General features: G+C 60.7%; 15 protein-coding genes. 9 read left to right on the top strand and 6 right to left on the bottom strand.

All coding sequences use genetic code 11. From position 1 onward, the window contains the following. Positions 1–19: 19 nt before the first annotated feature. The 8 genes from V3H56_RS10750 to V3H56_RS10715 all read left to right on the top strand — a co-directional run bounded on the left by V3H56_RS10750 (position 20) and on the right by V3H56_RS10715 (position 8,453). Entirely contained in the window at positions 20–1,435 is a 1,416-nt protein-coding gene (locus V3H56_RS10750) for an anthranilate synthase component I family protein (RefSeq protein ID WP_244868269.1), read from the top strand. Continuing rightward, entirely contained in the window at positions 1,432–2,016 is a 585-nt protein-coding gene (locus tag V3H56_RS10745; RefSeq protein ID WP_338474574.1) for an aminodeoxychorismate/anthranilate synthase component II, read from the top strand. Before V3H56_RS10750 ends, V3H56_RS10745 begins: the two co-directional genes overlap by 4 nt. A 77-nt stretch (positions 2,017–2,093) precedes the next feature. Then, entirely contained in the window at positions 2,094–2,894 is an 801-nt protein-coding gene (locus tag V3H56_RS10740) for a LuxR family transcriptional regulator (RefSeq protein ID WP_338474573.1), read from the top strand. A gap of 179 nt (positions 2,895–3,073) precedes the next feature. Then, entirely contained in the window at positions 3,074–4,489 is a 1,416-nt protein-coding gene (locus V3H56_RS10735) for an ATPase domain-containing protein (RefSeq protein WP_042728860.1), read from the top strand. An 83-nt stretch (positions 4,490–4,572) separates the two neighbouring features. Further along, a complete protein-coding gene (locus V3H56_RS10730) occupies positions 4,573–4,935 on the top strand; it encodes a response regulator (RefSeq protein WP_047735571.1) in 363 nt (120 codons plus the stop codon). After that, a complete protein-coding gene (locus V3H56_RS10725) occupies positions 4,932–5,603 on the top strand; it encodes a hypothetical protein (protein WP_123578832.1) in 672 nt (223 codons plus the stop codon). The genes V3H56_RS10730 and V3H56_RS10725 overlap by 4 nt, the downstream gene beginning before the upstream one ends. A 467-nt stretch (positions 5,604–6,070) precedes the next feature. Continuing rightward, positions 6,071–6,568: a hypothetical protein gene (locus V3H56_RS10720; RefSeq protein WP_080922032.1), complete on the top strand. Its 498-nt coding sequence runs from the start codon at positions 6,071–6,073 to the stop codon at positions 6,566–6,568. A 259-nt stretch (positions 6,569–6,827) separates the two neighbouring features. Beyond that, positions 6,828–8,453 carry a hybrid sensor histidine kinase/response regulator gene (locus tag V3H56_RS10715; RefSeq protein ID WP_338474572.1) on the top strand — a complete coding sequence of 542 codons (1,626 nt, stop codon included), beginning with the start codon at positions 6,828–6,830 and terminating at the stop codon, positions 8,451–8,453. Positions 8,454–8,517: 64 nt separating this feature from the next. Here V3H56_RS10715 and V3H56_RS10710 read toward each other — a convergent pair whose 3' ends face one another. From V3H56_RS10710 to V3H56_RS10700, 3 genes are all read right to left on the bottom strand, one after another. Then, positions 8,518–9,150 (bottom strand): response regulator transcription factor, encoded by a 633-nt coding sequence (locus V3H56_RS10710; RefSeq protein ID WP_338474571.1) that lies wholly within the window; start codon positions 9,148–9,150, stop codon positions 8,518–8,520. Between the two features lie 318 nt (positions 9,151–9,468). Then, entirely contained in the window at positions 9,469–10,284 is an 816-nt protein-coding gene (locus V3H56_RS10705) for a hypothetical protein (protein WP_234407958.1), read from the bottom strand. Between the two features lie 338 nt (positions 10,285–10,622). Further along, a complete protein-coding gene (locus V3H56_RS10700; protein WP_338474570.1) occupies positions 10,623–11,627 on the bottom strand; it encodes an NAD(P)-dependent oxidoreductase in 1,005 nt (334 codons plus the stop codon). A gap of 109 nt (positions 11,628–11,736) precedes the next feature. Between V3H56_RS10700 and V3H56_RS10695 the strand changes: the two genes are divergently transcribed. Then, positions 11,737–12,348, top strand: a complete 612-nt coding sequence (locus V3H56_RS10695) for a TetR/AcrR family transcriptional regulator (RefSeq protein WP_338474569.1) — start codon at positions 11,737–11,739, stop codon at positions 12,346–12,348. Positions 12,349–12,390: 42 nt separating this feature from the next. On the opposite strand, the gene V3H56_RS10690 is transcribed toward V3H56_RS10695, so the two are convergent. From V3H56_RS10690 to dctA, 3 genes are all read right to left on the bottom strand, one after another. Beyond that, a complete protein-coding gene (locus V3H56_RS10690) occupies positions 12,391–13,644 on the bottom strand; it encodes an OprD family porin (protein ID WP_338474568.1) in 1,254 nt (417 codons plus the stop codon). 88 nt (positions 13,645–13,732) lie between these two features. Next, complete coding sequence (locus V3H56_RS10685) at positions 13,733–15,037, bottom strand: citrate:proton symporter (RefSeq protein WP_338474567.1); 1,305 nt, start codon at positions 15,035–15,037, stop codon at positions 13,733–13,735. Positions 15,038–15,168: 131 nt separating this feature from the next. After that, entirely contained in the window at positions 15,169–16,494 is a 1,326-nt protein-coding gene (gene dctA / locus V3H56_RS10680) for a C4-dicarboxylate transporter DctA (RefSeq protein ID WP_053146963.1), read from the bottom strand. Positions 16,495–16,532 lie beyond the last annotated feature (38 nt).

Here is a 16,532-nt window from a genome sequence, read left to right as displayed (position 1 = left end):
CCGTGAAGAACGTCGACCCATGGACGCATTGGGTATATATGCAAGTGCCGCGGCTCAACGAGGTCGTGAGTCTGTCTTTATTCTTGAATCACTCTCCGGCCCGAGCCGCGACCGCCGCGCGACGATCATCGGGCTCGACCCGCTCTTCGAAGTATGCATCGATGAAGGCCAGGCACAATTGCGCGGTTGCCCTGCGCTTTGCGAGCACCTGCGCGAGCACCTGCAACAAGACGGCGTGCAGATCGATCACGAACACAAGATCCACCTGCCGGACAGCGAGGCGGCTTGGAACCTGCTGCGGGCCATCCAGGCGACGTTCCAGCCGGCGGCCAATGCTCCTTCCAGCCTGGCGTTCTTCGGCTATTTTTCCTACGACTGCGTTCGCCTGATCGAGCGGCTTCCCGACCTGGCCGAGCAAACCTACGACTACCCGCTCATCGCCCTGTCGGTCTACCAGACCCTGGTGTATCTGCACAGCAACGGCATCGTCGAAACCCTGATCAACAACCACCCCTTGTGGGCGGCCCGCACCGTGCAAGACTACCCCTTTCTGAGCGCCGCCGAGCCCGCGCAAACGCCGGAGTTGCCGGCGTACCCAGCGACCTTCGAGGAAACCCGCACGGTGTCCCCGGAGCAGTTTCACCAGCGCGTCGAAGTGGCGATGGAGCACATCCGCGCCGGTGACGTTTACCAGATCCAGCTCGGCCATGAGATCCGCATTCGCTCGCAGGTCACGCCGTTCGAGGTGTACCAGAACCTGAGGCTTCGCAACCCGTCGCCCTACATGTACCTGGCCCATGTGGGCGGTATCGACCTGATCGGCGCCAGCCCCGAGCTGTTCGTCCGGATCAGGGACGACCTGATCGAGATGCGCCCGATCGCCGGCACCGTCGGCAAGAAACCCGGCGTGGACCCCACCGAACTGGTCCTGGAGCTGACGCGCTCGGAGAAGGAGCGCGCCGAGCACCTGATGCTCATCGACCTGTGCCGCAACGACATCGGCCGCGTCTGCCAGGCCGGCTCGCTGGAGGTCGATGAGTTCATGCTGGTGGAAGAGTATTCGCACCTCTATCACATGGTCTCGAACGTCCGCGGCCTGTTGCGTCCAGGGCTCGACGCCTACGACGTGATCAAGGCCTCATTCCCCGCCGGCACCATGTCCGGCGCGCCCAAGGTCCGGGCGATGGAACTGATCGAGGGCATGGAAAGCAACCGCCGTGGCATCTACGCCGGGGCCCTGGGCCTGGTCGGTTTCGACGGCAGCGTCAACACCGCCCTGTGCATCCGCTCGACGGTCTTCGATGAAGGCACCTACCACCTGCGGGCCTCCGCCGGCGTGGTCGCCGACTCGGTCCCCGAGATGGAATGGAAAGAAACGTTGTACAAAATGGGTTCCGTCTACCGAGCGGTAACCGGACAGGAGATCGGACTGTGAAAGTATTCCTCATCGACGCCTATGACAGCTTCGTCTTCATCATCAGCCAATACCTGGAACAATTGGGGCTGGAAACCCGCGTCGAGCGTCACGACGTGCCAGACCTTCTCCAGCGCATCGAGGCGTTCTCCCCGGATTTCTGCGTGCTGGGCCCTGGCCCTGGGCATCCGGCCGATGTCGGCTACATAGAGGTGATCAATCACTTCCAGGGCCGCCTGCCGCTGCTGGGCGTCTGCCTGGGCCACCAGGCCATCGGCCTGGCCTTTGGCGCCCAGGTGTGCAGGGCCCCGCACGTGATGCACGGCAAGGTGAGCACGATCGAGAACGACGGCAAGGGCGTCTATGACCACACCGATGCACGTGCCATACAAGCCACTCGTTATCATTCGTTGATGATCAGCGACCAGCCACTGCCCGATTGCCTGGAAGTGACGTCCAGGTCCACGGACGATGGCTATGTCATGGGCGTGCGCCATCGTCACCTGCCGGTGGAAGGGGTGCAGTTCCACCCGGAGAGCATCCTGACCGAAAACGGCCTGGACCTGTTCCGCAGCTTCATCAAGTGTTACGTGCGCCAGTGATCCGCTCGAAGGGGCACGCGCCCCTTCTTCCCGTGCTGCAGCCGTTTCATTCCCGCTATGACAAGAGCGACTCGTTTATGGACAAACACAACTCCCCCCGGCCGCCGGCCGGGCGTACCGCACCGCTGGCCGCCTTCATGAATCTCGCCAAGGATGCCCACCGTTGCGATTGGGAGCGCCAGTTGAACAAAGTGCTGCGCCAACTCGGCTTCAGCAGCTACCTCATCAGCCTGGGCCCGGCGACGCCGAGGGACACCGACCCGCTCGCCGGCCTCATTACCACCTTTCCCAAACGCTGGCTGGACCAGTATCGCGGCGACGGGCTGATCGACATCGACCCGATACTCAGGCATTGCCGACGCGAGCTGGTGCCGTTTTTCTGGGACCGCGAACGCCGGCGTGCCCGGGGGCGCTCCCGGCACTTCTGGCAGCAGCGCGAGCTCTATGGCCTGCGCAGCGGCCTGAGCATTCCGCTGCGCTACGAACTGCTCAGGGGGACATTGAGCGTGGCCCTCGATGACACCGACATCACCGAGCCGGACGCGTTTTCCAACCCCGCCGTCTACCAACTGTTCATGCTCATCCCCTACCTGCTCGCCGGGATGAGCCATCAGTTGCGCGGGCCGGCCCCTCCCCGCCAGGACCTGACGCCCAAGGAACTGGACTGTCTGTATTGGGCCAGCGCCGGCAAGACCACCTGGGAAATCAGCCACATCCTGACGTGTTCGGAACGGACCATCGACTTCCACCTGCTCAACGCCCGACGCAAGCTCGGCTCGGTGAACCGCCAACAGGCCGTCGGTGCAGCGGCGGCCTTCGGACTGGTCATGCCGACGGTTACCCCAGCGGTGCACGTGTTGAAAAAAGCCACTCACTGAGTGGTTTTTTCCGAACCTGCACGTTGAAACCTCCCCTCGCTTTCCGCGAACTCTTCACAGTCCCGGCAGTCTCCATGCATATCCATAAACATTGAGCCGTAAATCCGTGTGGCAGGGTTACACTACAACCTTTGCATACGAGACGCGCCGTGAATGAGCGGCGCACCATCCGAATCTCGATGAAGATCAGCGCAGAGGGACCAGAGTTGAAACAGCTTAAACGCCTTGAGAGCGGGATTGATGGCCTCGATACGCTGTTGAAGGGAGGCCTCATCGCCGGCTCGTCCTACATCATTCAAGGGCGGCCAGGGTCGGGCAAGACCATCCTGGCAAACCAGATCGGCTTCAACCATATCGACCATGGCGGCCGCGTGCTTTTCGCCACGTTGCTGGCCGAACCCCATGACCGGCTCTTCCAGTTCCTGTCCACGCTGACCTTCTACAAAAAGGAAGAGGTCAACCAAAACATCCAGTTCGTCAGCGCGTTCGATACGCTGGAAAACGAAGGGCTGGACGAAGTGGTCAAGCTGTTGCGCCGGGAAATCAGCCGGCAGAAATCCAGCCTGCTGATCCTCGATGGCTTGCTCAACGCCCGCTCGAAAGCGGAAACGCCATTGGACACCAAGCAGTTCATCTCCGAGCTGCAAGGGCATGCAGCCTTTGCCGGCTGCACCGTACTGTTCCTCACCAGTTCCCAGCTCGACGACGGCAGCCCCGAACACACCATGGTCGACGGTGTCATCGAAATGGGCGAAGAGATCATCGACTGCAAATCCGTTCGCCGGATAAAACTGCGCAAGACCCGTGGCAGCGGCGCGATCACCGGTCCCCACGAATTCGAGATCACCGAGAAAGGCATCACCATCTACCCTCGCATCGAAAGTGTCCTGACCCACCCCGCCCTCAGGGACAGCGACCACATGGAGACGATCAGCAGCGGAATTCCATCGCTGGACACGCAGATCGGCGGTGGGCTGATGACGTCGTCGGTCACGCTGATCATGGGCCCGTCCGGTGCGGGCAAAACCTCCGTCGGCGCGCAATTCCTGGCCGGCTCCACCCCCCAGGAACCAGGCCTGTATTTTGGCTTCCACGAATCTCCGCAACGCATGCGCATGAAGGCCAGGGCGCTCGGCCACGATTTTGCCGGGATGGAAGAAACCGGGGCATTGCACCTGGTGTGGAACTCCGCTTCGACGGGCCTGATCGACCGCGTGGCGTACGAACTGCTCGCCCTCGTCGAGCAGAAGCGAATCAGGCGTGTGTTCCTCGACAGCCTGGTGGCCATGGGCAGGGTCGCCGTCGATCAAACACGCGTGCTCGAAGTCTTCACCGCCGTGCTGGGCGAATTGCGCTCTCGCGGGGTGACGGTCATCGCGTCGTGGGAAATCCAGCGCATGTTCAGTGATCAGTTCGTCCTGGCAGTGCCCGAACTTTCCAGCGTGATGGATAACCTGTTACTCATCCAGTTCGGACGCAACGGTACTGAACTTCAACGGCAACTCTCGATTCTCAAGATCAGGGATAACCCCTATGACCTCTCGTTGCTTGAGGTGGTCATGGGCAATGCCGGAATCGTCGTCAGAAAGGTCTGAAAAATGCGAGTGGCAACGAGCTGGCGATCAACGCATGTGTTTCGCTCCAGGTTTCGAGGGTGGCCTTGGCGCGTGGTTGAAAAATGAAGACGATCCTGATTATCGATGATGAGTACTTGATCGCCGACATCCTCAGCTTTGCCCTTGAGGACGAAGGATTTGCTGCGATTACCGCGGGTAGCGCGGTCAAGGCACTGGAAATCCTGGAAAGGGAACGGCCGGACTTGATCATCACGGACTTCATGATGCCGGCCATGACCGGGATCGAGTTTGCCGAGTCCGTTAAAAACAGAGCGCACCTCACCGCCATACCGATCATATTGATGAGCGGTGCACAGGCTCACCTGGGGTTGGAGCGTGCCGATCTGTTTGCCCGTGTCGTCGCCAAGCCTTTTGAGATCGACGGCATTATCTCCATCGTAAAATCCCTGGTGACACTGGATTGAAGCCGCCATCGACTTCTGGTCAGGCAAGCGCCGAGCCCGACGTGTCCGAGCGTTTGGGTTTCGCCGCCTGGGCCCGTGTCTGGGCGCAGCTTGGAGTCGAATGCGCGTCGCGCCAGACGCACGAAGCGCTCATTCGCCACTACCGCGAACCGCACCGCGCGTACCACAGTTGCCAGCATCTGGAGGAATGCCTTCAAGTGCGCGATTGCGTGGACGCGGCCTGTCAGGCCCCTGCCGAGGTCGACCTCGCCTTGTGGTTCCACGACGCGATCTACGACCCTCTTCGCCACGACAACGAACTGCGCAGCGCGCAATGGCTGGACACGGTGGCACGCGATAGCGGTCTGGACGAAGCCACCCGACGCAGGCTTCATGACCTGATCATGGTGACGCGACACGACGGCGCCCCCGCGACGGTCGACGAAGCGGTGCTGGTGGACACGGACCTGGCGATCCTTGGCGCCCCGTTCGAGCGCTTCGAGGAATACGACCAACAAGTGCGGCGCGAATACCGCCATGTGCCCTCGTTTTTATACCGCCGGAAGCGGCGTCAGGTCCTGGAAGGGTTTCTGGCGCGCGAGCGCATCTACACCAACGCGGCGTACTTCGATGCGTTCGAGCAGCAGGCACGGGCCAATCTGGCGCGCGCCATCGGCCGTCTCGCTTGAGGGTTGTCCCACGGACAGCAGCCCCGCGGCAAGACGAAGATACCGGTGCGACGCCAACACGCTTTGTCTTTGATCGCCAGCATACTCACGCTCCATGCATACGGGATTACTCACACAACAACCTGATAACTAGCACTTTAATGGCCATGCAACTTCAAGCGTGAAAGACGCCTGGCCAGGATATTGTTTTCCCTCCCCCTGCCTCGTTCCATAGCACACTTGTACTATGGCGCCAGGCCTATCTCCCCCCCTAAGCTGTAAAGGCTCCGCAACGCGCTGCCAAACAGTCAACCGCGTATAAAAACCAATCAACGCACTGATGATCGTGGCGCGCGGTGCTGCGCGATTAAAACGTTAGGTCGGGCAAATTCGATTAATCACAATCGATGCCAGGTTCGCACGCCTGGCGTAACTTGAACGCCTACCCGGTTCAAATGGAAAGGCTGGTAATCACTAAGGTAAGTATTATGTCCCTCACGTATGGAAAAACATTAAAGAACGGAATAGCCCTGTGCGTGTTGGTCGGCGCCCTCCACGGTTGCGCCAACACCGGTGACTTGATGAGTTCGATGAACTCCTTGAACTCGGGCGCTAATAAATATGACATTGCTTACCTCAAGCAAAAAATCACGCCGGGCAAGACAACAAAAAATCAGATCAATCAAATGTTTGGCGCTCCGAGCAGTGAAGAGCTCAACTCGACCAGTACCAGCAACGAGTCGAACTGGACATACGAAAAGAGCGAAGAGGGTCTGGATAAGTACATGAAGCTGGCCCATAAATACGTTTCCACCGAAACCAGCTTGAAAATGTACGACACCTCGGCGCAGCTCTCGAAAGCCCAAGGCGTGGCCAATGATGTCACCAGCGTGACCGGCAACAAGAAGCCACAGAGCCAAAGCCAAGGTTCGACCTTGATCATCTACTTCATCGACGATGTCGTGAAGTACTACCGGGTCTATTAAGGAGTGATCTGTTCGGGCCCCGACCCCGAACGACCGGTATCCGTCAGCACCCTCATCGAACGTTGGGGACGGCGAACCTGCCGTCTCCAACCGCACATCTGGCAGCCGAACCACTGGCCAGCCTCCCCCGACCAGTCCGGGTCATGACGCCGGCTGTCCATCCGCGGCCCCGTGCGCCTACCTGCATCGACCATGGCTAAACCATAATGCCGAGCATTGCCGAACGCACCTGTCGATGTTCATGAGGGGATCAAGGCCAATGGAAAAAAACAGCGAACTCGACCAAGCCACGCTCCGCCTGGTCGTCAGTGCCTGCGCCTGGTTGTACATCGTCGTCCTGGAGGGACTGGATGGCGGAGGGAATGCGCGCTACATCCCCATCATCATCTACATCTCGACGTTCTTCGTCGTCTCGATCTTCCTGCGCATGATCATCAAGCGCTGGCCGGGGCACTTCTTCTGGCGGCGCCTTTTCACGATGCTGCACGATTACGCCGGCATCGCCTTCGCCATGGTGCTGGGCGGCGAAGGCGCCTTGCCTATCTATGCGGCACTGCTCTGGGTGACCCTGGGCAACGGCATGCGCTTCGGCTCCCGCTACCTGGCGCTCGCCACGGCCATCGCGCTGTTGACCCTGGTGTTGATTTTCTGGCTCAACGCCTTCTGGCGCACCCAGCCGTACATGTTCCTGATGTTGATCGTGACCACCATCGTGGTACCCGCCTATGCGCACATCCTGCTCAAGCGCACGCGCATCGCCTCGGAGGAAGCGATCACAGCCAACCAGGAAAAATCCCGATTCCTGGCCCAGGCCAGCCATGACCTGCGCCAGCCGATCCACTCGATCGGCCTGTTCACCGCCTGCCTGCGCGACGCCAAACTGGGGCTGGAAGAGCTGCGCCTGGTCGATAACATCGACCGCTCATTGCATACCGTGTCGCAGCTGTTTCGTTCGATCCTGGACATCTACACCCTGGATCACGGCAAGTTGGTGCCCCAGGCGGACACCGTCCACCTGGGAGCGTTGTTGCAGGATGTCGTCAAGCAGAACACCGAAGCCGCACGCTGGGCGGGCGTCGAGTTGCGGTTGCGCCCCTGCCCTTACTGGGTCGCGGTGAATCCCGGGCTGCTCACGACGATGGTCCAGAACGTCTTGTCCAACGCCCTCAAATATGCCCCCGGCCAGCCCGTATTGATCGGCGTGCGACGCCAGGCCAGCCGCCTGGCGGTGGTCATCTACGACAAGGGGCGCGGCATCGCCAACGAACACCTGGCCCACGTGTTCGACGAGTTCTATCGCGTGCGCCATGTCCGCGACAAGGACGTCGAAGGCCTCGGCCTGGGCCTGTCCATCGTCAAGCGGATCAGCCAATTGCTCGATGTCGACATCCACATCCGTTCCCGGGTGGGACAAGGCACCAGGGTGACCATCGGCGGCCTGGAGCCCGCCACGCCCAAGACCCCGAACACACCCAGGGCGGCCCCCTTCCATGAGCGCCTGAATGGATTGCGGGTCTGCCTGGTGGAGGATGACGCCAACGTCCTGATGGCGACCTCGGCGCTGCTGGAGAAATGGGGCTGCCAGGTGGAAAGCCACAGCGATGGCGAGGGGCTGACCAGTGACTGCGACATCATCATTGCCGACTTTGACCTCGGGACGAAAATCTCCGGCTCAGAATGCATCGCCGCCATACGCGAGCAGCGCGGCTGGGAAGTCCCGGCGCTGGTCATCACCGGGCATGAGATCGAGCGGATACGCCAGTCGCTGCACAACCTGAACATCTCGGTGATGGCCAAGCCCGTGCGCCCGCCGGAGCTGCGCGGTGTCTTGCTCGAACTGGTCAAGCTCATGGATCGCCAGGACGGGATTCCGATTCGCCCCTAGTCAACTGGCCGGTGGCGTCCCCGGGCTTGTGGGCGCCAAAGACGACTCAAGGCCTACCCCTCGGCTAAGGCGAAGCGTCCTGCGTCTGGCGCCCGGCATAACGGGCGGCGGCCACCGCCCGGTTGGGAACGTTCAACGCACGGATAAGGGACGAAACGTGGATTCGCACCGTGAAAGGCGAGATTTCAAGCAGCGCGGCGATCTGCTTGTTGGTCTTGCCTTGGGCGATCAGCCGCCAGACTTCCCTCTGCCGGGAGGTCAGCCGGCTCATATCATCGTTCACATCCAGGGGCAGCAGGCTGGAGGACTCGTACTTGACCAACACTTTGCCTTCCAGGATGTCGACAATGGCCTTGCCCACTTCTTCCGAAGAGAGGCTCTTGCCAACAAAACCATCTACGCCGGCATCCATGACTTGGCCAACGACATCACCGTCATCAATGGTCGACACCACTATTAACTTGACATGCCTCAACTCCTGACGCAGTTGAGCCAACTCACTAATGGCGTTTAATCCGGGAAGACGAATTTCAAGAATTAATGTATCGACGGGGCGCCCTTGCGCGATCAACGCTCGTACTTCTTCCAGATTACCTGCTTGCTCGATCATTGCAGCGGGTATCAAACGTTCAAGCAATACCATCAGGCCTTCGCGAAACAGCGGATGCTCATCTGCCACGATGATTCGGCAATTCATATCACACAACACACGACATCCATTCGAATAGAAAAACGATCCGATGATGTCCGAGTCTTGTGACTTAAGATATAGAACACCTGAACTAGCACACTTGTACTAGTCAGGCTTTCAATTAGTGAAACGACATGAACTTAAAGTGCCATCATGCCGTCCAGGCAATTGATTATCCGCTCGCATTATTGCCCTATCATTGCGCAGACCGGGGGCATTCCTTTTACCGGTTGTTGTTCAGTTCACAACACCCGATCGAGGCGAATAGCGTTGTTAATCCAGTGAAGTGAGCGTTAGATAATTCAGCCTTGGGGCAAGCCAAAGTCATTGCGCTCGATACTGCATCTTTACAACTTCAGTGATCCGCTCCGGCACGCCATTGGCCGCGGGCGTGACAGCCCTGATCGATTGTCCTCGATAAGGCCCCTCGGCAGGAAACCAGTTATGGACGACGACCGGCGCGGGTTGTGCTCCCGCCGCCGAGCCCACCGAAATCCGATTGGTGAACTTGCAGGTGTTGAACGTGCCGAGTGCCGTGGTGAGGGTCTCACGGCCGCTGTAGGTCAGTTGCTCCGTGACGTCATACTCAACCGTCGCGCCGGCACTGACTGCCTGGCTCTTGTAGCGAACGTCGACCGTCTGCCCGGGTTGCAGATCAATCGGCACGGCGGCTGCGGGATGGTAGGTGGTGGTCACCAGCGAGGCGCCCGCGCCATGCCGATCGCCATAGCGAATCAGCTGGCCGTCCCTGACTTCGGCAAATGTCGTCGTCAAGAAGAACGGCGCGCCGTTCAGGTATGACGTGTGTGAGGAAGCCACCGGCGTGACCCCGGCAAACGCTTGCGGCCCCAGCGTCTCGGTCTTGCTGCGGCTGAGCGCGGGCGACAGGTTGTCACGGCTTTCAGACTCCACCACCGTACCGGCACGAAAGTCTGCTTCGTTCACACACGCGGCCGAAGATGAATCAGTCGACGTCGCTGTCGCATCAGCCATGACGAGGCCAGGGATTCCCGCGCCGCAAACGGCAAGGGCGAAGCAGACCAATGCCGTCGAGGTACGCTTGGAGTGAGCAGCATCCAGATCAGATTGTTTGGCGGGTGAGTTTTTCAAGAACGTTTCCTTGTTGGGTTCAGCGTGCAAGCAGCCAACTCCAGGTCCGAGAATGCCTTGTCTGGTGCGGTGCTGATATGCGGCGACCAGACCCAGCCTTGCACGGGTTCCAGGCGCTGGCCGCTCCCGAATGGCACCTGGCCGAAATCGGCGATGTCCGGCGTGCTGCCATATCCTTGTCCTGACCTCAGGTCGAGAGATGGGCGCTCCATCAGGCCAGACCACTCCCAGTCCGGCAATAGTCCAACTGTACTATTGCCCCTGGGCAGCGTTAGCCGCCAACCCACGCTATCAGGCAGCGCTGACAGCTTCATGGGGCGGCAAGCGACCTCAAGGTGTCTCCAGGTTGCCCCGTCCCCAGACAGCCGTTACAAGGGCAACTCTCGCAGCGTTGCGCCCTCCTTCTCCAGGCGCTGCCGGTACGTCACGGCGTCCAGCAGTTGATAAGGGAAATAGAGGCCGGGCGCAGTGGGTGGTTGCCCATCGAGCCCCAACAGCCGTTCCAGGAGCAAGGCCACGCTGAGGCCGGTCAGCGGTGCAGTGCCCGCCGGGTGCACGAGCGCCTGCCGGGTACGCAGCGCCTTGCCCTGCTGATCCTCGCCCGCCAGTTCGATGATGATTTCGGTCGACATCGGACCGCCCTGGTGCCGGGTCGAACTCGTGCCGATGGCCATGTTGAATTGCACATCGGCTGCGCCCGTGGCAGCCGCCAGACCGACGACGTCGATGGATGAAAAACCGCTGCCGTCGATCGCCCTGCCGTCCACCGCTTGAAAACGCGCCTTGGCCTTTTCGCCTTCACGCCAGACGTACACCCCTTCGCGCCGTGTCAGCGCGGCTGGCAGCATCCTGTTCAAGTGTTCGAAGTCGGTTGCCACCGTCGGGCCGCCAGTGTCCTGCTCATCGATCAACGCGCTGATCCTGATGTCGCGTACGCGGCTGAACCCCTTGGCGACACTCAAGGTCGACACTGTCGTGGCGCCGGCCATCCACTCGTATCCGAGGACGATGGGCGCGGCATCAGGCCTGTGCATGTAGGTGGCTATTTCCGGGGCGATCTCGAAGATGCCGGACGATATGCTCAGGTGCGGCACACCCCGTTGCTGGGCGAAGCGCAACCCCGCAAGGGCATGATCCATGTAGAACACCACGACCGCGCTCACGGGACGATCGCCGAGTCCCAGGTCATCCGCAGCAGCGTCGATCAGCACGCCCTGGGCCCCGCCGATCTGCTCTGCGGCCCGCTGGGCCCTGCCCAGGTCGCGCCCTCCGATCAGCAGCGGTACGCCGGGATGGGCCGCGCGCAGTGCTTGGGCAGAATGATGGCCGATGGCGCCAGAGCCGCCCATAAACAGAATAGGATCGATAGACATGGTATGTTCTCCTAGCGTTGGGAACCAAACCTACCATTGGTAGGCGAACAGCCATGACCTTACACCTCACCACCTACCATTGGTAGGTTTTTTTACCTGGAGCGACGAAGTGCAAACAGACATCGAGCCCCCGGCCACGTCTTCCACCCGCCGGCTTTCGAAGGCCGAACGACGGCGACAGTTGCTGGACACCGCCTTACTGATCGTGCGCGAGGAAGGCGCCGACCGCCTGACCCTGGGGCATCTGGCGGTGCGTGCGGGGGTGTCGAAACCGGTGGTCTACGATCATTTCAGTACCCGTTCGCTCCTGCTAATCGAACTCTATAAATGGATCGATACCGAACGGGTCAATGCATTCCGTGACGCCATGGCCGGTTCCACCCGGACGCTGGAAGACACCGCCCAACTGCTGGCCAGTGCCTACATCCAGTGTGCAGCTGACAACACTGACGAATTCTATGCCGTGGGCGCGGCGCTGGCAGGCAGCGACGAAAAGGCAGCGGTTTTCCAGGAGCTGCTGGATAACTGCGTGCAGATGTTCACGAGCGTGCTCAAGCCCCACGCCGCGCTGTCAGCCGTTGAGCTGGAGCGTCGCTGCACCGGGCTGGTCGGCGCGGGCGAAGCGCTGGCGGGGGCCCTGGTACGAGGACGGCATGACAAGGATGACGTGACGCAAGCATTCGCTTCGCTTATCCGAGGGGCGTTGCGGGAGCCCGAATGACAGCGCAATCACGGCCCGCCGGCAGCGCGGGCCGCCCCCTACTCACCAGAGCGCAATGTCGTAGGTGAAGTAGATCCGATTGCTGTCTCGTCCACGGGCGTAGTCGGCGCGGTAGACGTAATTGCGCAACCGCACGCCCAGGCCTTTGAACGTACCTTGTTGCACGACATAAGCCAGTTCGGCGTCTCGTTCCCACTCTTTGATCGCCGTGTCGGACTGGCCGTCGTTGCCACTCAGGTAGCGTGTCGAAAAGGTCAGGCCAGGGACGCCAAGGGCGGCGAAGTTGTAGCCGTAGTTGAGCATCCAGGTCTTTTCATCCTCTTCGATGAACTTCCCGATGCCTGCGTTGCTGAACGAATAGACCGTGGCACCGCTGATGTACGGCAGGCCGGCATCGCCATTGAGCACCTGGTAGCCGCCGCCCACGGTATGGCCTGCGATCGCATAGGACAATTGCCCGCTCAGCATCGTGTTGTCGATCTTGCCGCCGTAGGCAGAACCGCTGTCGACACTGTTGAAATAGCGCAGGTCGCTGGTCAGCACACCGCGCCCCAAGGGCAGGTCGTGCTGGATCCCGGCGAAGTGCTGTCGGTAGAAGTTCTCCAGCTCACCGTAGAAGTAACTCAGGCGAACGTTCTTCCCGAGCTTGTATTCGGCGCCGGCGTAGCTGAAGTCGCCCGATTTGTCGCCGCTATAGCCGTCGGGGACGATCGGCATGCTGTCGCTGGAATCACGCAACTTGAATCGATCCAGGTAGCCGCCGGTGAGCGTCAGGTCCTGGATGTCGACGCTGCTGACCTGGGTGCCTCGGTACGTCTGCGGTAACAGGCGCGCATCGTTGTAGATCAACACTGGCGTCTTCGGCAACAAAGTGCCGTACTTGACGGTGGTCTTGGCCAGGCGCGCTTTGGCTGTCAGGCCGAGGCTGGCGAATTCGTCAGCTGCGCGTCCGTCATCATGGACGGGCAGCAACCCGGTGCCGCTGCGGCCGCGACCGGAATCCAGCTTGACCCCGAGCATCCCCAAAGCATCAACACCCACCCCGAGGGTGCCGGGGGTGAACCCTGACTGGTAGTCCAGCAAAAACCCCTGGGCCCATTCGGTTCGCTCGCTTTTTGCCGTCCTCGCCGCGCGCGCGCTCATGCCATGCTCGTCGCGGAAATTCTCATTGAAATAGACGTTGCGCAATTGCAGCTTGAGCTTGCTGTCATCGATCAGTCCTTCGGCGCTGGCGCTCGCCAGCGGCAACAGGCCAAGAAGGGAAAACAGCGCCCGTTGGGTATGCAAAGTGCTCATGGCTCACTACTCATTGTTGTTATTTGGGGTGCAGGACAGCACGCGCCTGACCGGGCAGGCGCGTAGGAAAAACAGCGGGTTGGGTGAATCAGGTGAAGAGGCTGATCGCTCCGGTCAGCAGGGCCAGCGCGGTAATGACCAGCGAGGTCAGCACGGCCCACTTGACGGTGGCTTTCTGGAAGTCGCCGATGTCGCGGTCGACCATACCGACCAACAACAGGGTCGACGCCACCAGCGGGCTCATCAGGTGCACCGGTTGACCGAGGATCGAGGCCCGGGCGATTTCCACCGGATCGATGCCATAGGCCGCCGCCGCATTCGCCAGGATCGGCACCACACCGAAGTAATAGGCGTCGTTGGACAGCACAAAGGTCAACGGCATGCTGGTAATTGCCACCACCAGCGGGAACAGGTGGCCCCAGGACGGTGGGATCCAGTCGACCAGGGTTTGTGCCAGGGAATCGACCATCTTGGTGCCGGAGAAGATGCCGGCGAAGATGCCTGCCGCAAACACCAGCAGCACCACGGTCATGGCATTGCCCGAATGGGCCAGGATGCGTTCTTTCTGAATATCCAGCTGCGGGTAGTTGATCATCAGCGTCAGCACGAAGCCGATCAGGAACAGGATCGCCGAATGCATGATCCCCATCACCAACGCCACCATCACCGCGATGACCAGCAGCAGGTTGACGTAGGCCAATTTCGGGCGCTTGTGCGGGGTGTCTTCGAGGATCGCCTTGATGTAGCAGTTACCGCCGCCGCTCTCCAACTGGATATTGCCAATGCGTTTGCGCTCGGCGCGCCCCAGCAGGAATGCGGTGAAGACCACCCACATCGCCCCGCCGATCATGGTGGGCAGCAAGGGCACGAAGTATTCGCCGGCATCCAGGCCCAGCGCGGCGATCGCGCGGGTGGCAGGCCCACCCCAGGGCGTCATGCCGCTCATGATGCTCAGCGACAGCATGGCAATGGTCGCCAGGATCATCGGGTTCATGCCGATGCGCTTGTAGAGCGGCAGCATGGCCGCGCAGGTGATCATGTAGGTGGTGGTGCCATCGCCGTCCAGGGCCACCATCAGCGAAAGCAGCGCAGTGCCGATGGCAATTTTCATCGGGTCGCCGTTGACCCGCTTGAGGATCTTGCGGATCAGCGGATCGAACAGGCCGGCGTCGATCATCAGGCCGAAGAACAGAATCGCGAACAGCAGCAGCGCCGCCGACGGAGCGACCATTTTCAGGCCGTCGAGCATCATCTTGCCGGTGGTGCCGCCAAACCCACCCAGGACAGCGAAAACGATGGGCACCACGGTCAGGGCGACAATCGGTGACAGCCGTTTGGTCATGATCAAAACGGTGAAGACGACCACCATGGCCAAGCCAAGCAATGCGAGCATAGGTTTGATCTCTTGTTCTTATGAGTAGCGTGGCCGACGCCAAGGCGCACGGCCCCTAACCCGCCAGGCGGCACGATGAACGGCGCCTGGCGGAAGTTTTATGAGGCAGGGAAAAGGGCTAGCGGAAACGGCTAGACGGGTTTGGTGACCTTCGGCTGTTCCCAGGTGTGAGCCTGGACCTGGCCGACCGAGGCTCCCGGCTTACCGTCCAGCGTGCTAAGCAACCGGTCGCGATCGCAGGCGTTTTCGCTGATGGAGATGACCACCGTGGCGACCGCGTTGCTGGCCAGGCTGGTCAAGGCCCGGGCTTCCGACATGAAGCGATCGATGCCGATCAGCAAGGCCAGGCCCGCCAAGGGAATGTCGTGGATCACCGTCAGGGTCGACGCCAGGGCGACGAAACCGGAACCGGTCACGCCGGCCGCGCCCTTGGAGGACAACAGCATGATCGCGAGCATCGTCACGGTCTGCCCGAGCGTGAGGTCGATGTTGCAGGCCTGGGCAATGAACACCGCCGCCAGGGACAGGTAAATCGCCGTGCCGTCGAGGTTGAACGAGTACCCGGTTGGCAGCACCAGGCCCACCACGCCTTTCTTGCACCCCAGCGCCTGCAGTTTTTCCAGCATCCGCGGCATGACCGGTTCGGTGGAAGATGTCCCGAGCACCACCAGGAATTCTTCGCGCAAGTAGCGCAGCAGTTTCCAGAGACTGAACCCGTGGGCGCGGCAGATGCCCCCCAGCACCACGATGACGAAGAACGCACAGGCGATGTACAGCGTCATGATCAGCTTGGCCAGGGAACCCAGCGAGGTGATGCCGTATTGGCCAACGGTGAACGCCAGCGCGCCGAAGGCACCTATCGGGGCGAAGCGCATCAGGTAGGAAAAAATCTTGAACACCATGTGCGAGGCGGATTCCAGCACGTCCAGTACCGGCTTGCCGCGCTCGCCGATGGCCGACAAGGCAAAACCCGAGAGCACCGCGATGAACAGCACCGGCAGCACTTCACCCTTGTTGAAGGCGCCGAGGAACGTGTCGGGAATGATGTGCATGAAAAACTCGACGACGCCCAGCTTCGCAGCGGAATCGGTGTACTGCGACAGACCCTTGGTGCTCAGTTGGGTCGGGTCGATGTTCATGCCCACGCCGGGCTTGAACAGGTACACCGCCACCAGGCCGATGATCAGGCTGATCACGGTCAGACCCAGGAACAGCAGCATGGTCTTGCTCAACAAGCGACCCAGGGAGCGTTTATCGCTCATGCCGGCGATGCCGGTGACGATCGTGCAGAACACCACGGGCGCGATCATCATCTTGATCAACTTGATGAAGGCATCCCCCAGCGGCTTCAGGGCGATCGCCTGCTGCGACCAGAAATGTCCGACCAGCACACCCAACAGCACGGCGAGCAGAATCTGGAAGTAGAGCGATTTTACAACTTTCATGGCATCACCCATTTTTAGAATTGTGCTGATGCAGGAAACGGCAACGATCG

The organism is Pseudomonas sp. MS646, assembly GCF_036693845.1.
GTDB lineage: Bacteria > Pseudomonadota > Gammaproteobacteria > Pseudomonadales > Pseudomonadaceae > Aquipseudomonas > Aquipseudomonas chlororaphis_E.
Note: the sequence above shows the minus strand (reverse complement) of the source record. Positions and strands in the feature narration are given on the sequence as shown.